16 protein-coding genes are annotated in these 18,220 nt (G+C 64.0%); 14 read left to right on the plus strand and 2 right to left on the minus strand.

Features of this window, described 5'->3' with window-relative positions; genetic code table 11:
• Positions 1–57 precede the first annotated feature (57 nt).
• The 4 genes from FHW96_RS18680 to FHW96_RS18695 all read left to right on the plus strand — a co-directional run bounded on the left by FHW96_RS18680 (position 58) and on the right by FHW96_RS18695 (position 4,767).
• Entirely contained in the window at positions 58–1,005 is a 948-nt protein-coding gene (locus FHW96_RS18680) for a transglycosylase SLT domain-containing protein (RefSeq protein ID WP_253951065.1), read from the plus strand.
• A 3-nt stretch (positions 1,006–1,008) separates the two neighbouring features.
• Positions 1,009–3,144 carry a flagellar biosynthesis protein FlhA gene (locus tag FHW96_RS18685; protein WP_172342094.1) on the plus strand — a complete coding sequence of 712 codons (2,136 nt, stop codon included), beginning with the start codon at positions 1,009–1,011 and terminating at the stop codon, positions 3,142–3,144.
• The gene (locus tag FHW96_RS18690; protein WP_172342095.1) at positions 3,141–3,914 is read left to right on the plus strand and encodes a sigma-70 family RNA polymerase sigma factor; all 774 of its coding nucleotides are present in this window, start codon (positions 3,141–3,143) and stop codon (positions 3,912–3,914) included. Before FHW96_RS18685 ends, FHW96_RS18690 begins: the two co-directional genes overlap by 4 nt.
• 154 nt (positions 3,915–4,068) lie before the next feature.
• Complete coding sequence (locus FHW96_RS18695) at positions 4,069–4,767, plus strand: Crp/Fnr family transcriptional regulator (protein WP_172342096.1); 699 nt, start codon at positions 4,069–4,071, stop codon at positions 4,765–4,767.
• Between the two features lie 164 nt (positions 4,768–4,931).
• Here the strand turns inward: FHW96_RS18695 and FHW96_RS18700 are convergent, their stop codons facing one another.
• Entirely contained in the window at positions 4,932–5,633 is a 702-nt protein-coding gene (locus FHW96_RS18700; RefSeq protein WP_172342097.1) for an OmpW family protein, read from the minus strand.
• A 488-nt stretch (positions 5,634–6,121) separates the two neighbouring features.
• On the opposite strand from FHW96_RS18700, the gene ccoN reads away from it, so the two are divergent.
• From ccoN to FHW96_RS18750, 10 genes are all read left to right on the plus strand, one after another.
• Positions 6,122–7,780, plus strand: a complete 1,659-nt coding sequence (gene ccoN / locus FHW96_RS18705; protein ID WP_172342098.1) for a cytochrome-c oxidase, cbb3-type subunit I — start codon at positions 6,122–6,124, stop codon at positions 7,778–7,780.
• A 14-nt stretch (positions 7,781–7,794) separates the two neighbouring features.
• Positions 7,795–8,556, plus strand: a complete 762-nt coding sequence (gene ccoO, locus FHW96_RS18710) for a cytochrome-c oxidase, cbb3-type subunit II (RefSeq protein WP_172342099.1) — start codon at positions 7,795–7,797, stop codon at positions 8,554–8,556.
• Entirely contained in the window at positions 8,553–8,729 is a 177-nt protein-coding gene (locus FHW96_RS18715; protein WP_172342100.1) for a cbb3-type cytochrome c oxidase subunit 3, read from the plus strand. The genes ccoO and FHW96_RS18715 overlap by 4 nt, the downstream gene beginning before the upstream one ends.
• Positions 8,716–9,657, plus strand: a complete 942-nt coding sequence (ccoP, locus tag FHW96_RS18720; protein ID WP_172342101.1) for a cytochrome-c oxidase, cbb3-type subunit III — start codon at positions 8,716–8,718, stop codon at positions 9,655–9,657. Before FHW96_RS18715 ends, ccoP begins: the two co-directional genes overlap by 14 nt.
• Before the next feature lie 3 nt (positions 9,658–9,660).
• Complete coding sequence (ccoG, locus tag FHW96_RS18725) at positions 9,661–11,112, plus strand: cytochrome c oxidase accessory protein CcoG (RefSeq protein ID WP_253951066.1); 1,452 nt, start codon at positions 9,661–9,663, stop codon at positions 11,110–11,112.
• Positions 11,113–11,131: 19 nt separating this feature from the next.
• The gene (locus tag FHW96_RS18730; protein ID WP_172342102.1) at positions 11,132–11,614 is read left to right on the plus strand and encodes a FixH family protein; all 483 of its coding nucleotides are present in this window, start codon (positions 11,132–11,134) and stop codon (positions 11,612–11,614) included.
• A 15-nt stretch (positions 11,615–11,629) separates the two neighbouring features.
• The gene (locus FHW96_RS18735; protein ID WP_172342103.1) at positions 11,630–13,765 is read left to right on the plus strand and encodes a heavy metal translocating P-type ATPase; all 2,136 of its coding nucleotides are present in this window, start codon (positions 11,630–11,632) and stop codon (positions 13,763–13,765) included.
• Positions 13,762–13,947, plus strand: a complete 186-nt coding sequence (ccoS, locus tag FHW96_RS18740) for a cbb3-type cytochrome oxidase assembly protein CcoS (protein WP_172342104.1) — start codon at positions 13,762–13,764, stop codon at positions 13,945–13,947. The genes FHW96_RS18735 and ccoS overlap by 4 nt, the downstream gene beginning before the upstream one ends.
• Positions 13,944–14,177 (plus strand): hypothetical protein, encoded by a 234-nt coding sequence (locus tag FHW96_RS18745; RefSeq protein WP_172342105.1) that lies wholly within the window; start codon positions 13,944–13,946, stop codon positions 14,175–14,177. The genes ccoS and FHW96_RS18745 overlap by 4 nt, the downstream gene beginning before the upstream one ends.
• A gap of 62 nt (positions 14,178–14,239) precedes the next feature.
• Positions 14,240–15,553: a radical SAM protein gene (locus FHW96_RS18750; protein ID WP_172342106.1), complete on the plus strand. Its 1,314-nt coding sequence runs from the start codon at positions 14,240–14,242 to the stop codon at positions 15,551–15,553.
• 433 nt (positions 15,554–15,986) lie between these two features.
• On the opposite strand, the gene FHW96_RS18755 is transcribed toward FHW96_RS18750, so the two are convergent.
• The gene (locus tag FHW96_RS18755) at positions 15,987–18,101 is read right to left on the minus strand and encodes a protein-disulfide reductase DsbD (RefSeq protein WP_172342107.1); all 2,115 of its coding nucleotides are present in this window, start codon (positions 18,099–18,101) and stop codon (positions 15,987–15,989) included.
• Positions 18,102–18,220: the final 119 nt, after the last annotated feature.

Below are 18,220 nucleotides of genomic sequence, written 5' to 3' on the forward strand. Positions count from 1 at the left end.
CAATTGGCACGGCTTTTGCAAAATCCACTCCCGAACCTTTTGCTTTGGGAGTTGGGCTTGAGCCAGCCAGATATGTCGCCTCCTTCGTGGGCGGCCAGCCTCGACAAGATCCAGTCAGCCCGCGGGGCGGCCAATGGCGCATCCGGCGGCAATGTCCGCGCGGCGATTGCCCGCGCGGCGGGGGCCACGGGGGTGGACTTCTCCTATCTGGCGGCGCAGGCGCGGCTGGAATCGGGGCTGAACCCTGCCGCCCGCAACGGCGCCTCCAGCGCCAGCGGCCTTTATCAGTTCACCAACAGCACATGGCTGCAAACGCTGCAAAAGCATGGCGACATGCTGGGGCTGGGCGATACGGGGGCGGCGATGACCGATCCGGCCCGGCGCATGGCGCTGCTGGGCCTGCGCGGCGATCCCCATGCCTCGGCGATGATGGCGGCCAGTCTGGCCAGCGACAATGCCGATGCGCTTTCCTCTGTGCTGGGCCGTGCGCCGGATGCCAGCGAATTGTATGTCGCGCATTTTCTGGGCGCGGATGGCGCGGCCAAATTCCTTTCGGCCCTGAGCACCAGCCCGGATCAGTCGGCAGCGGGCATCCTGCCCCGCGCGGCCGCGGCCAACCATTCGATCTTTTACGATGACGCCGGAAACCCGCGCAGCGTGGGCGCGGTCATGGGGCTGATCCGGGGCCGAATGGAAGGCGCGCTGGCCGCAGAGGGCATTAGCGCGGATGCGATGATGGCCAGCGGGATGGCCTATGGCGGGATGGATAATGGCGGAATGGCATGGAGCGCAACGGTCGATCCCATGCCCGCGCCCACCGCTCAGTCGCAGACGGGCGGGCCTCTCTCGCGCGAATTCAATGCGATGCAGGCGGCCGCGCCCGCCGCATCCTCGCGCTCGATGGCCGATACGTTGCAATCGACCTTTGGGCTGGGCGGCGAAAATGGCGCTACGCCCGAATTCGTGCGCAACGCCTATGGGCGCCTGCGCGCGATGGGGATGTAAGCGATGGAAAAACTGCTGACCATCGCCAGCCCGCGCCAGCTGGCGCTGCCTTTTGGCATTTTGACCATCATCGTGCTGATGGTGGTGCCGATCCCGGCGTTTATGCTGGACGTGTTTTTCGTGTTCAACATCGCGCTGTCGGTGGCGGTGCTGATGGCATCGATGAATGCGGAAAAGCCGCTAGACTTCTCCTCCTTCCCCACCGTCCTGCTGTTTGCCACGCTGCTGCGTCTGGCGCTCAATGTGGCATCGACCCGCGTGGTGCTGGTCCATGGCCATGAAGGGCCCGAGGCGGCGGGCCATGTGATCGAGGCCTTTGGCGCCTTCCTGATCGGCGGCAATTTCGCGGTCGGCCTGTTCGTGTTCATGATTCTGATGATCATCAACATGGTGGTCATCACCAAGGGGGCGGGGCGCGTTTCGGAAGTGTCGGCACGCTTCACGCTGGACGCGATGCCGGGCAAGCAGATGGCCATCGACGCCGATCTGGCGGGCGGACTGATCACTGCCGACGATGCCCGCGCGCGCCGCCGCGAAATCACCACCGAGGCCGATTTCTATGGCTCGATGGATGGCGCCAGCAAATTCGTGAAGGGCGATGCGATTGCCGCCTTGCTGATCCTCGGCGTCAATATCATCGCCGGTTTCTGCCTTGGCATGATCACCCACGGCCTCTCGGCCAGCGATGCGGCGAGCCGCTATATCAGCCTTTCCATCGGCGACGCGCTGGTGGCGCAGGTGCCCGCGCTGCTGCTCTCCATCGCCGCCGCCGTGATCGTCACCCGCGTCACCGACAGCCGCGATCTGGCAGGGCAGATCGGCGGACAATTTGCCGATTCGCGCACATGGTTGCCGGTGGCGGGCATTCTGGGGGCGATCGGTATGATCCCCGCCATGCCCCAGACGGTGTTCCTGCCCGCGGCGGGTCTGGCCTTCTTCCTCTGGAAAAAGCTGCGCGAGCGCGAGGCCAAGGGCAAGATTGCGCAGGCGGCCCCCGCGCCCGCCGTCAAGGCCGACCCCACGCGCATCGAACTGGAGGACGTGTCCGACCACACGCTTGTCACCATCGAGCTGGGCTACGGCCTTGTGCAGTTGGTTGACGAAAGGCGTGGGTCACCTCTGGTCAGCCGGGTAACGGGCGTGCGCAAGCAATTGTCGCAGAGCTTCGGCTTCATCGTGCCGCAATTCCGGGTGCGCGACTCGCTGGACATTTCGCCCAATGATTACCGCATCCTGCTGGGCGGCGTGCCGTTGGGCGGGGCGACGCTGCGGCCGGAAAAGGTGATGGCGATTGATGCCAGCGAGGCCAATCCCCACGCCCGCCTTCAGGGCGAACAGACCACCGATCCTACCTTCGGCTGTCCGGCATGGTGGATCGATCCGGCCAGCCGCGATCTGGCGATTGCCGAGGGTTTCCTGACGGTGGACGCCTCAACGATCATCGCCACGCAATTGAACCAGCTTTTGTCCGAACGCGCGCATCTGCTGATGGGGCCGGACGAGGTGAAAACCCTGCTGGAGGCGATCAAGACGCGCGCGGCGGGGCTGGTTGAAACGGTCTATCCCTCGCCGCTCGGTCTTGCCGCCGTGACGCGCCTGCTGCGTAATCTGCTGGAGGATGGCATTTCGGTGTCCCATCCGCTGCCGATTCTTTCCTCGATCTCGCAGGCGGTGCAGCAGACGCAGGACCATGACCGCATCGTCGATCTGGTGCGGGCCGATCTGGGCGGGTTGATCGTCGGGCGCATCTGTTCGCCGCGCGAACGCCTGCCGGTGGTCACGCTGGACGCCGGGCTGGAGGCGATGATCGCGGGCGGCCTTGTCGATCCGATCAGCGGCCAGCCCGTCATCGAGCCCGATCTTGCGCGCAACATTGGCGAGCAGGCCAGCGCCATCGTGGCCGAGCGCGGCACCGGGGCGACCATTGCCCTGATCGTCCAGCCGCGTTTGCGCCGCCCGCTGGCCGCGCTGCTGCGGCTGCGCGCCCCCGGATGCGTGGTGATGTCGATTGCCGAATTGCCCGAAACCCAGCCTGTCGAGGTGATCGCGGTGATCGGCGGAGCCGCCCCGCAAACGCTGGGCCTGCCATCGCCCGACTATGACCCTTCCAGCCAGACCTCTGAAAGTATGGCCGCATGAAACATGATCCTCAGTCTTTTGCGAAATCACGGCCCGCCGGTGAGGCAGTGCGCGCCTATGGCGGCGCGGCGCGGGCCTATGGCGGCGATATTGCCGACCGGGTTCGCCGCTTTATGCCGATGGTGCGCCGCCTTGCCTGGCACCTCCAATCCTCGGGCCGCGACGGCATAGAGGTCGAGGACCTGATGCAGGCGGGCCTTGTCGCCCTGACCGAATGCGCCCAGCGCCATCAGGGGCCGACCGAGGACGGCTTTGCCGCCTATGCCAAGATGCGGGTGAGGGGGGCGATGGTCGATCTGATCCGCCGCCATGTGCCTTTGTCGCGCGGGGCGGTCGAACGGCGGCGGCTGATGCGGGAAAAGACGCAGGAATTGACCGGGAAACTGGGGCGCGAACCCTATGATGTGGAATTGTCCGGCGCGCTGGGCATCACGCTGGGCGAGCTGGAAGCCTTGCGCAATTCTTCCGAGCCGCTGCGCTTCGAGGCCATCGACGACGCCTATTCCGACAGCAATATGGCCTTTGCCGACGATGCGCCAGACAGTCTGGCTCTCTTGGCCGACGAGGAATTGCGCCAGAGCGTGGCGGGCGCCATCGCCGAGCTGCCCGAACGATTGCAATTGGTGATCCAGCTCTACTTCGTCGAGGAACTCAACCTTGCCGAAATTGCCGAGGTCCTGTCCGTGTCTATCCCCCGCGTACATCAGCTAAAAGCGCAAGCTATCGAGAAATTGCGCCATGCGTTGCAGGATATGGCGGATATTTTGTAGGTTTTTTCGGGGGGTAAATGGCGCCTCCGGCGGGCAAAGGGCCGCCGGAGGCGCCATTTACACTTTACAGAAACTCTAAAATAAAACGCCCCGCGCCATACTCCACCAAAGTGCAGCATTGCCGGGAGGGGCCAAGGCTGTTAGATACGCATACATGTCTTCATGCGATCAATGCGTTGTCCGTAACCGGGCGATCTGTTCGGCCCTGGATAAGGATGAACTCTCCTCGCTCAACGGGATTGGGCGGCGGCGCAGCCTTGTCGCCGGCGAATCACTGATCTGGGAGGGTGAGGATTCTGTTCTGGTCGCCAATGTGATCGAGGGCGTGCTCAAGCTTTCGACCGGCACCGAGGATGGGCGCGAGCAGATTGTTGGCGTGGTTTACCCCAGCGATTTCATCGGCCGCCCCTTTGGCGGCACGACCAACCATGGCGTGACGGCGCTGACCGATGCGCGGGTCTGCGTGTTTTCGCGGGGCGATTTCGACAATTTCGCGCGTGAGCATCCCGGCCTTGAGCATAAGCTGCTGCAACGCACGCTTACCGAGCTGGACCGCACGCGGCGCTGGATGCTGCTGCTGGGCCGCAAGTCGGCCAGCGAGAAGGTGGCGAGTTTTCTGCTCGAATTGTCGGATCGTCTGGCCCCGGCCACGTGCGAACCGGGCGATGAGAGCAAGGCGAACCGATTTGTCCTGCCTTTCAGCCGTCAGCAGATTGCCGACGTGCTAGGTTTGACCATTGAGACGGTCAGCCGCCAGTTCACCCGTTTGCGCGGCGAGGGGATTATCGATCTGCCTTCGCGCCGCGAGGTCATCATCACCGATCGGTTTGCGCTGACCGCCGAAGCGGGCTGATCGGGTTTTCATCCGTCAGATTTGACGGGTGAAACATGCCTTCCCACATTTCACCCGTCCGGCCGCCTGTTGGGCAGACCTGTCTGTCTGCCCGCCGATTTGCGCCTGACCAGAGCCAGAAGATCAGGCGCAAGGACCACGGCGGGCAGAGCAGCCGTTAAGCCTTAGAAGCGATAGGACACGCCTGCGCTCAGCACCCAGGGGTCGAGCTTGTGGCGGGTCACCAGCGCCTGGGTCGAACCGGCATAGACGGTGGCATTGGTGCCGACCCAATATTTCTTGGCGTCGAACGACAGGCCATAGCCCTTGCCCAGCGCGATATCGATGCCGCCCTGAAGCGCCACGCCGAATTCGCTGCTCAGCTTGGTGCGGGTGACGGCGGGCAGCGCGGCTTTGAGCGCGGCGCTGGGTTCGTCGGCCAGCACGATGAAGAGGGCGGGACCGGCGCCGATATAGGGCTTGATGCCATGACCCAGCGGCAGGTGATACTTGGCGGTCAGCGTGGCCGGAACGATGTGGATCTTGCTGATCAGTTCGGTGCCCTTAAGCGCGCCTGCCGAGGCCGACACATGGTGCGCCGTCACGCCCGCAATGGTTTCCACCGAGATGTTGGGCGTGAAGAAATATTCGATCGCCACGGTCGGGGTTACGTTGTCGCTGGCCACGGTGTTGCCAACGGCGGCAGGCACGAGGCTCAGAACGTCGGTCTTGACCTGCTTCACCCCGCCATCCGGCAGCACAGCGGTTGCCAGCACCTTGAACTGGATCTTGCCATCTGCGTTGCCCTCGGCATGGGCGGCGCCCGCCATCGTGGCGGCGGCGGCAAGAGCGGTCAGGGCGGCCGCAGCCTTGGTGAAATTACGCATAGTCCCTCATCTTTCGCCGCCGAGCCCGCCCTGTGCGAGCCGTTCTTGTGCGGCGTTGATGCGTCTTTGGGCCTTTACTTGGCGCCGGGCATTGATCGCGGACAAGGGCGGAATTGATCCTGCGCAATTCATGCCGCAACTGCGGCAAATCGGGCCTCTACAGAGCCCTATATTAATAAGCAGGAATTTTTATGCTGCACCAATTCTGTCGGCGGCCACACCGGTTGGGAGCATGGCCGGCGGCGAATCGGCAAAATTCCATCAACTTGCGCTCAAGGGGGGCAAAGAGCGGCCGCCGGGCGGATAGGCGCCCTATCGCAGATGCACAATTGGACCAATTAACTATCTGCGCTGCTTCATAAATTTTCCGTTTTAGGATATTCTGAAAATGAATTCTCGCCGGCGCCCGCGCTTTTGACGGGAATCAATGTGATCCGGTCCGGCCCCGCTCATAGGCGAGGCTTCCACAAACCTGAGAGGGAAGGCTCATGGTTACCCTAGTCTCGCGAGCAGGCATCTGGCTGGTGCTTCTGCTTCTATCTATCATGGCCAGCGTGGCCGCGCATGACACCGCCTTTGCCATCCAGGCAGCGACGGTGGCTGTCGCCTGCCTTGTCGGTCTGATCTTCGCCATTCGTTCGCCCGACTATCAACGGGTGAGCCGTGGGCTGGCCGCCCCCACCGGGGACGCATCGAAATATGACGACGATGTGATCCGCTGGGGCGTGATCGCCACGGTTTTCTGGGGCGTTGCCGGTTTTCTGGTCGGCGTCGTCATCGCTTTTCAGCTGGCCTATCCGCAGATCAACCTTGAGCCCTGGTTCAATTTTGGCCGCATGCGCCCGCTGCATACTTCTGCGGTCATCTTCGCTTTTGGAGGCAACGCGCTGATCGCCACGTCGTTCTACGTCGTGCAGCGCACTTGCCGGGCGAGGCTGGCCTTCCCCGGCCTCGCCCGTTTCGTGTTCTGGGGTTATCAGCTTTTCATCGTGCTGGCGGCCACCGGATACCTGCTGGGCGTGACGCAGGGCAAGGAATACGCCGAGCCTGAATGGTACGTCGACCTTTGGCTGACGGTGGTCTGGGTGTCTTATCTGGTCGTCTATGGCGGCACGATCATCAAGCGGTCCGAACCGCATATCTATGTCGCCAACTGGTTCTATCTCTCCTTCATCATCACCGTGGCAATGCTGCATCTGGTCAACAACCTGACCATCCCCGTCAGCTTCCTTGGCAGCCAGTCGATCAGCTGGTTCGCGGGGGTTCAGGGCGCGCTGGTCCAATGGTGGTATGGCCATAATGCGGTGGGCTTCTTCCTGACCGCGGGCTTCCTTGGCATGATGTATTACTTCGTGCCGAAACAGGCCCAGCGTCCGGTCTATTCCTATCGCCTCTCGATCATCCACTTCTGGGCGCTGATCTTCCTTTATATCTGGGCCGGTCCCCACCACCTGCACTATACTGCGCTGCCCGACTGGGCGCAGACGCTGGGCATGGTGTTCTCTGTGATGCTGTGGATGCCGTCCTGGGGCGGGATGATCAACGGCCTGATGACGCTGAACGGCGCATGGGACAAGCTGCGTACCGATCCGGTCCTGCGCATGTTCGTGATGAGCCTTGCCTTCTACGGCATGTCCACGTTCGAAGGCCCGATGATGTCGGTCAAGAGCGTCAACTCGCTGTCGCACTACACCAACTGGACCATCGGCCATGTTCATTCGGGCGCGCTGGGCTGGAACGGCATGGTGACCTTTGGCGCCATCTATTACCTGACGCCGCGCCTGTGGAACCGCACGCAGCTCTATTCGCTGCGCATGGTCAACTGGCACTTCTGGACCGCCACGATCGGTATCGTGTTCTATGCCGCCTCGATGTGGGTGGCCGGGATCACGCAGGGTCTGATGTGGCGTGAATATGGCGCCGACGGCTATCTGCTCAACAGCTTTGCCGACGTGTTGCCCGCTATTCATCCGATGTATGTGCTGCGTGGCCTTGGCGGCGTGCTCTATCTGTCGGGGGCCTTCTTCATGGTGGTCAACGTCTGGAAGACCATCGCGGGCAGCCCGCTGCGCGCCGAAGCGCCGCTGTACAATATCGAACAGAACAAGGCGAACGACGTGCCTCTCGTCGCTCAGCCTGCCGAATAAGGGGGGGACCGATCATGGCTACCCAAGACAAGCAACCGTTTCACTGGCACGGCGCCATTGAAAAGAACATCACGTTGCTCGGTGTCCTCTCGCTGCTGGTGGTTCTGGTGGGCGGTATCGTGGAAATCGCGCCGCTGTTCTGGATCGACAACACCATCGAGAAGGTGAAGGGGGTTCGCCCCTACACCCCGCTCGAACAGGCCGGGCGCGACATTTATGTCCGCGAGGGCTGCTATCTGTGCCACAGCCAGATGATCCGTCCGTTCCGCGACGAGACCGAACGCTATGGCCATTACAGCCTTGCCGCCGAATCGATGTATGATCACCCGTTCCAGTGGGGGTCCGAACGTACCGGCCCCGATCTGGCCCGCGTGGGCGGCAAATATTCGGACGCATGGCATGTGCAGCATCTGACCGCGCCGCGCAGCGTTGTGCCTGAATCGATCATGCCCAACTATGCGTTCCTGGCCAAGAACGAGCTGACCAAGCCCGACATCGCCGCCGAGGTAAAGTCGCTCGCCATCACCGGCGTGCCCTATACCAAGGACGATATTGCCAAGGCTAAGGAAGACCTGTTCAATCAGGCCAACCCCGATGCCGACAACACCGACCTGATCAAGCGCTATCCCAAGGCGCAGGCGCGCGATTTTGACGGCAATCCGAAGAAGCTGACCGAAATGGACGCGCTGATCGCCTATCTTCAGGTGCTGGGCACCTTTGTGGATACCGAAAGCGCGGCGGCTCAGGAAGCTCTGGCCAAGGAGAAGGGGCGGTGAACGAGACCGAAACCTATCAGGCCCTGCGCCAGTTCGCCGACAGCTGGGGGCTGCTGGCGATGACGATCAGCTTTGTGGTGCTTTGCGCATGGCCCTTTCGCCCCGGCGGGCGCAAGAACAGCGACGAGGCCGCCACCATGATTTTCGAGGAGGACGATCATGTCCGCACCTGAAAACAATGAAACCGGTCCGCGCATCGACGAGCCGACCGGCACGGCAACCATGGGCCATGAATGGGATGGCATCGAGGAGTTGAACACTCCGCTGCCCACTTGGTGGCTCTACACGTTCTATGCCTGTATCGTGTTCGCGATTGGCTATTGCGTGGTCTATCCGGCCATTCCCGGCATCAAGGAAGGCAGCCACGGCACTTTCGGCTGGACCAGTCGCGGCCAGCTTGCCTCGGAAATGGACGCGGCCAAGGCGGCCCGCGCGCCGGTTCTGGCGGCATTGGACGCAACGCCGATTGAAGACCTGCCCAAGAACCCGGAACTGCTGGCCAAGGCGGTGGCGGGCGGCAAGGCGGCCTTCAAGGTCAATTGCGTGCCCTGTCACGGTTCGGGCGCGGCCGGGTCCATCGGCTATCCCAACCTGAACGACGATGACTGGCTGTGGGGCGGCACGCTGACCGACATCCAGACCACGCTGGAACACGGCATCCGCCAGCCCGGCGACGCGGCCACCCGCACCAGCATGATGCCCAGCTTTGGCCGTGACGGCATCCTGAAACCCGCCGATGTGCAGGACGTGGTCAGCTATGTCCGTCAGATCTCGGGTCAGGAACCGGGCAATGCCTCGGCTCAGCGCGGCGCGGCCCTGTTTGCGGCCAATTGCGTGGCCTGCCACAATCCCGACGGCAAGGGTAACCGCATGTTCGGCGCGCCGAACCTGACCGACAAGGTCTGGCTCTATGGCGGCAGCCGCACCGCGATTGCCGAAACGGTGACCAATGCCCATGCTGGCGTGATGCCCGCCTGGGGCAACCGTCTCAGCCCGGCCACGATCAAGATGCTGGCGGCCTATGTCCACAGCCTTGGTGGCGGTGAAGCCTTTGCCGCTCCGGCGGCCCCCGCGGCTGATGCTGCAAGTACAGGACAGTAAACAATGACCAACATGGACCCCAAAGGGCTGACCAGACAGCCTCCGAAGCGGCTCCATGCGGAAACCCAGGCCGTCTATCCGCGCGCGGTGGACGGCCGTTTCCGGCGCCTGAAATGGGCGGTGATGACCTTCTGCCTCGCCGTCTATTACATTACCCCGTGGCTGCGCTGGCATCGCGGGCCCTATTCCCCCGATCAGGCGGTGCTGATCGACCTTGAACACCGCCGTTTCTATATGTTCGCGATCGAGATCTGGCCGCAGGAGTTCTACTTCGTCGCGGGCCTGCTCATCATGGCCGGGATCGGCCTGTTTCTGGTCACATCGGCGGTGGGGCGCGCATGGTGCGGCTATGCCTGTCCGCAAACGGTGTGGACCGATTTGTTTCAGCATGTCGACCGCCTTATCGACGGCGACCGCAATGCGCAGATGAAGCTGGCCAAGGCCCCGTGGGGGCCGGGCAAGATCGTGCGGCGGCTGGGGAAATGGAGCATCTATCTGCTCATTTCCATTTCGACGGGCGGCGCATGGATTTTCTATTTTGCCGATGCGCCGACGTTGGCGCGCGAATTCGTCACGCTTCAGGCGCCCTCCATCGCCTATTCGACCGTCTTTGTGCTGACCGTGACGACCATGTGGTTCGGCGGTTTCATGCGCGAACAGGTCTGCATCTATATGTGCCCATGGCCGCGCATCCAATCGGCGATGCTGGACGAAAAATCGCTGCTGGTGACCTATAAGGACTGGCGCGGAGAGCCGCGAGGCAAGAAAAGCCCGACCGGCGCGCCGTTGGGCGATTGCATCGATTGCGGGCTTTGCGCGGCGGTTTGCCCCACCGGCATCGACATTCGCGAAGGGCCGCAGATCGGCTGCATCACCTGCGCGCTGTGCATCGATGCCTGCGACGGGGTGATGGCAAAGACGGGCCGCCCGCGCGGTTTGATCGACTATGTGACGCTGGAGGATTCGGCCCGCGAAAAGCAGGGGCAGAGCGCCACGCCGCATTGGAAGCTGATCTGGCATGCGCGCACGCTGATCTATCTTGGCATCTGGTCGGCGATTGGTGCGGCGCTGCTCTTTGCGCTGGGTACGCGCCAGCATATCTCCATCGCCGTCAGCAAGGATCGCAACCCGCCTTATATGATCCTGTCCTCGGGCGAAATCCGCAATGCCTATGCTGTGCGCTGGAAGAACATGGAAGGCCGCCCGCGCAAGATGCAGCTGGTGCTGGACGGGCCGGCGGGCGCAAAGATGTGGAGCGAGGACATGGCAAAAGACATGGCCGCGCGCGATTTGACACGGATCATTCCAGCCGACACCACATCGCCGCTAAGGATCTATGTGACGGCGCCTGCCGGGACCGCTGAGGGCAAGCTCAGCTTTACCCTGCGCGCGCTGGATCAGGATGGCGGTCAGGTCAGCTATGACACCCGCTTTGACGCCCCCGGCGCCGAATAATTATAGGAGTGCCCCCGCTATGACTGCTCCTGTTTCCCGCCCTGCCTTCCGGTTTACCGGATGGCATATGACCATGATCCTCGTGGCCTTTTTCGGCATCGTGATCGTCGTCAACGTCTATATGGCCACCCTTGCCAGCAGCAGCTTCAGTGGCGTGGTGGTCGATAATTCCTATGTCGCCAGCCAGCATTACAACACGTGGCTGAACGAGGCGGCGAAGGAAAAGGCGCTGGGCTGGCAGGTCAGCGCACTGCGTCAGGCCGATGGCCGGGTTGCGGCATCGCTGATCGGCGAGGCGCGGCCCGACCATGCGGTGCTGGGCGGCGAGGCATGGCATCCGCTGGGTCAGGAAGCCGACCGCACTGTTTCCTTCCGCAAGGCGGGCGATGGGCGCTGGATCTCGATTGATCCGCTGCCCGAAGGCCGCTGGCGCCTGCGTCTGAAGCTGGATGGCGATGATGCCGCGGGCCATCACACCGTCCGCCTGCAGCAGATGCTCTGATCAAGGAAGCATGAGATGGCCAGCGCCCCGCCCCTGACCCAGAGCGAGAGCATTGAGACCACCACGCTGGTGGTACCGGGGATGCATTGCGCCAGTTGCATGGGCAAGGTCGAGCGGGCGCTGGGCGCTTTGCCCGGCGTGCAATCGGCGCGGGTCAATCTGACGGCGCGGCAGGTCAATGTGGCGCATGATGCGGCGTTGGGCGTGCCGGATATGGTGGGGGCTCTCTCGGCCATCGGTTTTCCCAGCCAGCCCCGTGTTGAGGAGCTGGCCCCGCCGCCCTCGGCGGTCAAGCCCTTGCTGGCGCCGCTGGCGGTGGCCGGTTTTGCCTGCATGAATGTCATGCTGCTTTCGGTCAGCATCTGGTCGGGGGCCGAAGGATCGACGCGCGATCTGTTCCATCTGCTCTCAGCCGCGATCGGCATTCCCGCGATCCTCTATGCGGGGCGGGTGTTCTTTGTTTCGGCATGGGGCGCGCTGCGGCATGGGCGCACCAATATGGATGTGCCGATCTCCATCGGTGTGATCCTTGCCACGGGGCTCAGCCTGTATGAAACGCTGACGCATGGTGCCGAGGCGTGGTTTGACGGTACGCTGATGCTGCTCTTGTTCCTGCTGGCGGGGCGCGTGCTGGACGCGATGATGCGCGACCGCGCGCGGGCCGGGGTGGACGCGCTGCTGCGTCAGGCCGCTCCCGGTGCGATGATCGTGGCCAAGGGAGCCGTTGATTGGGTTGCCGCGCGCGATCTGTTGCCCGGCATGGTGATGCGTGTCGCCTCGGGCGAGCGGCTGGCCGCCGATGGTCAGATCGTTTCCGGCGCCAGCCGTTTCGACCGCAGCCTGCTGACCGGCGAGAGCGCGGCGGTGCCGGTGGCGCAGGGCGATGCCGTGCATGCGGGCATGTTGAACATGGATGCGCCGGTCGATGTGCGCGTGACGGCGGCGGGATCGGACACCACGCTGGCCGAAATCGCGCGCACGATGGAGGTGGCAGGCCAGCATCGCAGCGCCTATGTCCGCATCGCCGACCGCGCCAGCCGCCTTTACGCGCCCGCCGTGCATACGCTGGCCGCGCTTACCTTTGCCGGGTGGATGGCGGCGGGCGCGGGGGCCTATGAAAGCCTGAAGATCGCGATTGCGGTGCTGATCATCACCTGCCCCTGCGCGCTGGGTCTGGCCGTGCCGGTGGCGCAGGTGGTGGCCGCGGGCGCGCTGATGCGGCGCGGGATCATGGTCAAGGACGGCAGCGCGATGGAGCGCATGGCCCGTATCGACCGCGCGCTGCTGGACAAGACCGGCACGCTGACGCTGGGTCGCCCGACGCCCGATCCGCAGGCTTTGGATGCGCTGCCCGCGCAGGCCGCGCAGGTTGCCCTCGCGCTGGCCAGCCATTCGCGTCATCCGCTCAGCCGCGCGCTGGTTGAGGCGCTGGGCGCGCGGGGCGTGACGGCGGCGGAATTGACGCAGGTTGAGGAAGTGCCGGGGCAGGGCGTTCATGCGCTCTGGCATGGCAGTCCGGTGGCGCTGCGTCGCCCCGATGGGCCGACCGGCGGCATGGCCAGCGCGCTGGACATCGAAGGCATGCCGGTACGCCTGATCCTGTTTGCCGACCGTCTGCGCCCCGAGGCCAATCAGGCGCTGGGCTGGATGCGCGCCATGGGGGTTGAGCCTTCGATCCTGTCGGGCGATGCGATGGGCGCCGTGGCCGAGGTGGCCCGCGCGACGCATATGACCGCGCAAGGCCACGCCAGCCCCGCCGACAAGCTGGAGGCGATCCAGCGTTTGCAGGGCGCGGGGTATAATGTGCTGATGGCGGGCGATGGGCTCAATGATGGCCCGGCGCTGGCCGCCGCCCATGCTTCCATCGCGCCGGGCACGGCCAGCGATGTCGGGCGGCAGGCCGCGGATTTCGTGTTCCTCTCCGATTCGCTGTTGGCCATTCCGCGCGCCATGGCCACATCGCGGGCGACGATGCGTGTGGTGCGGCAGAATTTCGTGCTGGCGATCGGCTATAATGTGCTGGCTGTGCCAATGGCCATGGCGGGTCTGGTCACGCCTTTGATCGCGGCGGTGGCCATGTCCACCTCCTCGCTGATTGTGATCGGCAATTCGCTGCGTCTGGCGATGGCGGCACGGGAGCCTAAAGCATGACCGGTCTTGCTCTTCTGATCCCTGTGGCCCTGTTGATGGGGTTGAGCGGGCTAGTGGCTTTTTTCTGGTCGCTGCGCAATGGCCAGTTCGAGGATCTGGATGGGGCGGCCGCGCGCATCCTGATCGATGACGAGGAACTGCCGGTCGAAACCAAGGGCGTGCAGAAGGTCGAGCGCGGATGAGACGGATTTCGCTCTTTGCGCTGGTGGCGATGGCGCCGGCGGTGTTCAATGTGGCCCCGGCAGCGGCGAAGGGGGCGATTGTCGCCGCGATTTGCTCGGGCGATGGGGTGACGCGCACCGTCTCGGTGCCGGTTGGGCCGCAGGATATTCCCGGCAAACAGACCCCCGGCTGCTGTGTCAAAGGGTGCCATGGCGGCGAGCGCAAGCGCACGGGAAAGAAGTGCTGCTGAAAGTTTCGCACGCTTGATCGCGCGCAAAGAAAGCGGCCCGGCGCGCGGGCATTACGATCCCCATGTGGCCTTATCATCCTGAACTGCTGGAACGGCCTGTGCCGCGTTACACCAGCTATCCCACCGCAGCGGAGTTCACCCCCGCCATTGGCGCGGATGCGCTTGATGAGGCGTTGCGCGCCACGGTGGGCGAGGTTTCGCTCTATATCCACATCCCCTATTGTGAGCAGATCTGCTGGTATTGCGGGTGCAACACCGGGGCATCGGGCAAAAGGCAGAGGCTGGCCTCCTATCTGGACGCGCTGACGCGCGAGATCGCGATTGTCGGGCCTCGACTGGACGGGCGGATCAAGGTGCGCCGCATCGCCTTTGGCGGGGGCAGCCCCAATGCGATCAGCCCGACCGATTTCGTCCGGCTGGTCGATGCGATCACTGTGCATTTCAGTCTGGACAATCCGGTCTGGTCGATCGAACTCGATCCGCGTACGCTGACGCAGGATTGGGGCGATGTGCTGAGTTTCGTGGGCATCACGCGGGCGAGCCTTGGCGTGCAGACCTTTTCGCCCACGTTGCAGGCGGCCATCGGCCGGATCCAGCCGGGCGAGATGATCGAGCGAGCCACCACCATGCTGCGTCGTGCAGGGGTCAATTCGCTCAATTATGACCTGATGTATGGCCTGCCGGGGCAGGATTGGGACATGGTGGAGGAAAGCCTTGAGCGGGCCTGCGATCTGGGCGCGGACCGGATCGCGCTGTTCGGTTATGCCCATGTGCCGCATATGCTGCCGCGCCAGCGCCGGATCGACGCGCAGAACCTGCCGGGTCAGGACGAGCGTTTCATGATGGCCGCGCGCGGGCATGATTACCTTGTCGATGCCGGTTATCAGCCGGTGGGCTTCGACCATTTCGCATTGCCCGGCGATGCCATCGCGCAGGCGACCGTGGCGGGGCGGCTTCATCGCAATTTTCAGGGCTTTACCGAGGATACGGCGCCGGTTCTGATCGGGCTGGGGGCTTCGGCCATCTCCTGCTTCCCCGACCGGATCATCCAGAACGAGAAGAACGCCGGGCGCTATCGCATGCTTCTCTCACAGGACCGGCTGACGGGCGTTGGCGGTATCCGCCGCAGCGCCGACGACCAAAAGCGCGGCGCGATCATCGAGGCGCTGCTGTGTCAGGGCGAGGCTGAGATCGGCGGCGAACTGGCGGCGGCGCTGCGGGGGGCATTGGCACCCTTTATCGAGCGTGGGCTGGCGCGGCTGGATGCGGGGCGTCTGGCGATCCTGCCGGGCGGGCTGCCCTATGCGCGCACGATTGCGGCTTTGTTCGATCCCTATCGAGTGGATTCGGGGAAGAAGTTTTCTTCGGCGGTTTGAGGGTTTTGTGCCTCCGGCGGGTTAAGGGCGGGGGCCCTTAACAATCCCGATACTGTCTTTGTTGCGCTAAGCGGTCGGCCTTGGGTGTCGGACGCGGCGTATGAAATTCAAAGCCTGCGGCGCTGAACAGCGTAACCTTGCCGCGCCGCAGGCTTTTGCAACCATCGCACAACACGCAGCATCGCCAACCTCCCGCAACCCAGTAACGGGATTGCAAAGGGACAAGTCCCTTTGCCCGCCGGAGGCATAAATCCTCTAAGCCACATAAAAAGATGGGCGGCATCCGTAAAGGAAACCGCCCAAGGTGGGGAGAAAGTCTTAAAGTCTGGTGGAGTTTCAGTTCGAAACCCCGCCGGTCTTGATGCTTGATTAGCGAAAACCGCTGCTCCCCACCTTGATCGTTGTCAAAACATGATGGGCAATCTGCCCTGCTCTACGATTTTGCGCCGCGCGCCAGTTCGGCCAGTGTTTCGGGGCCCAGGACCTGCGGCAACTGGCTGGGTTGTTTCGCGCCCTTGGGATACCAGACGTAGAGCGGCACGCCGGCTGCGCCATGGGCGGTCAGGTATCGCGTGATGGCCGGGTCGCGGCGGGTCCAGTCGCCCTTGAACACTTTGACGCCCGCTTTGGCGAAGGCCTCGCGGGTTTCTTCGCGCTCGATGGCGACACGTTCGTTGACCTTGCATGTCAGGCACCAGTCGGCGGTGAAATAGACGAAGGCGGGCTGGCCGCTGCCCAGCGCGGCGCCAAGGGCGGCCTCGCTGAAGGCCTGCGCGCCCAGCAGGTCGGCGCCTTCATCGCCGGGGTGCTGGATCGTGCGCGGCATGATGATCGCCGCCGCGACCGCGCCCGCCGCGATCAGGCCCAGCGCCTTGACGCCCCGGCCCAGCCCCTTGCGCTGCCCATCGCCGAGCATGGCCAGCACCGCCAGCAAAACAATCGCCAGCACGAGGCAGAAGCCCGCAAAGCCATTGCCGCCCAGCCGCGAGGCCAGCCACAACAGGCCCAGCGCCGTCAGCCCCATCGGCACCGCCATCGCGCGGCGGAACCAGTTCATCCACGCTCCCGGACGCGGCAGCGCGCGGCGCAGCGCGGGCACAAAGGCAATCGCCAGAAACGGCAGCGCAATGCCCAGACCCAGCGAAGCGAAGAGCAGCATTGCCGCCGGGATCGGCAGAAGGAGCGCCGCGCCCATCGCGCTGGCCATGAACGGCCCGGTGCAGGGCGTGGCGACAAAGGCCGCCAGCAGGCCGGTGGCAAAGGCTGAGCGCGCCGAATTGCCTTTTGACACACCCGCGCCATGCGAGGCAAAGCCCGGCACCGAAAATTCAAACAGGCCCAGCAGATTGGCTGTGATCGCCACGGCCAGCATCAGCAGCGCGGCCACCACGCCCGGCTCCTGAAGCTGGAACGCCCAGCCGACTTGCTCGCCGCCCGCGCGCAGCGAGAGCAGCAGCGCGCCCAGCAACGAGCAGGCAACGATCACGCCTGCGGAATAGAAGATCCCCTCGGCGCGCGCCTCGGCCTGCGATTCGCCCGCGCGGGCCAGCGAGAGCGCCTTCAAGGAGAGGATCGGAAACACGCAGGGCATGATGTTGAGCAACAGCCCGCCCGCCAGCGCGGCAAGGATCAGCCATGGCAGCGCGGGCAGTTCCGGCCCCTTGCTCTCGCCCGTGGCGATGGGTTCGCCATCGGCGGGCACCGCGCCTTGCGAGGCCGATACCTCAACCCCATCGCCCGCGCCGTTCAGCCGCAGCACGCCCGACAGGTCTTTGAGAGCCCCTTGCCCTGCGCGTTTCAGCGTGACGATCAGCATGTCGCCCTTGCGCGAAAAGCTCTGCGGCGCGGCATAGGCGATGGCGTTTTCAGAAGCGGGGAAGAAATGCGGATTGTCCACCTTGCCGCTGGCGGGAAAGGGGATGGCGAGGCGTAAAGTGTCGCCCGCAATCGCCCAATGCGCCGCCGCACCCAGCGGGGCGGGCAATTTCGCGCGCCATGCATCAAAGCGCGGATCGGAGGCGCCTTCGGCCCCCGCCGCCGTGATTTTTACCACCGCGCTCATCTCGCCTGATTCGGGCACGCACATCGTATCGGTGCAGGCCAGCCAGTCGGCCTTGAGCTTCAGCGGCATCTCGCTGCCCGGTTTTGCATCGGCAGGCGCTGTATACGGCACCAGCAATGCGAAATCGGATTGATAGACATGATTCATCAGCCCGGAAATCAGCAGCGTTTCAGGCACCGGATAGGACGGCGTCCCCGCCTTGCCCGGCCCGGTCCATGTCAGAACCGTGCCCAGTCCCGCATCGCCGGGGTTCTGCCAATAGCCGTGATAGGTTTTTTCCGGCGTGAAATGGATGGCCAGCGTCACCGTGCCGCCCGGCGCGACGCCATGTTCGGCGATCAATTGCGCGGCAATATGATTGGCCGTCTGCGCATTGGGGGGCGCATCCGCCGCCCGCAAGGGCGCGCTCAATCCCAAAATCGCCAGCAAGAACAGGATGCCTTGCCATAAAGGCGCAACATGGCGATGCAAGGCGGGGGCGGTCATCAATCGTCTTCTCCGTCGGGGGCAGGCAGGCTTGTGGCAAAGGTGGTTCTCGCACTTGCGAAAATCCTGCCCACGCGCCATCACCTACCCCTGCCGCCGAACGAAACATTTTGCAAGGA

Source organism: Novosphingobium sp. SG751A, from assembly GCF_013149295.1.
Classification (GTDB): domain Bacteria; phylum Pseudomonadota; class Alphaproteobacteria; order Sphingomonadales; family Sphingomonadaceae; genus Novosphingobium.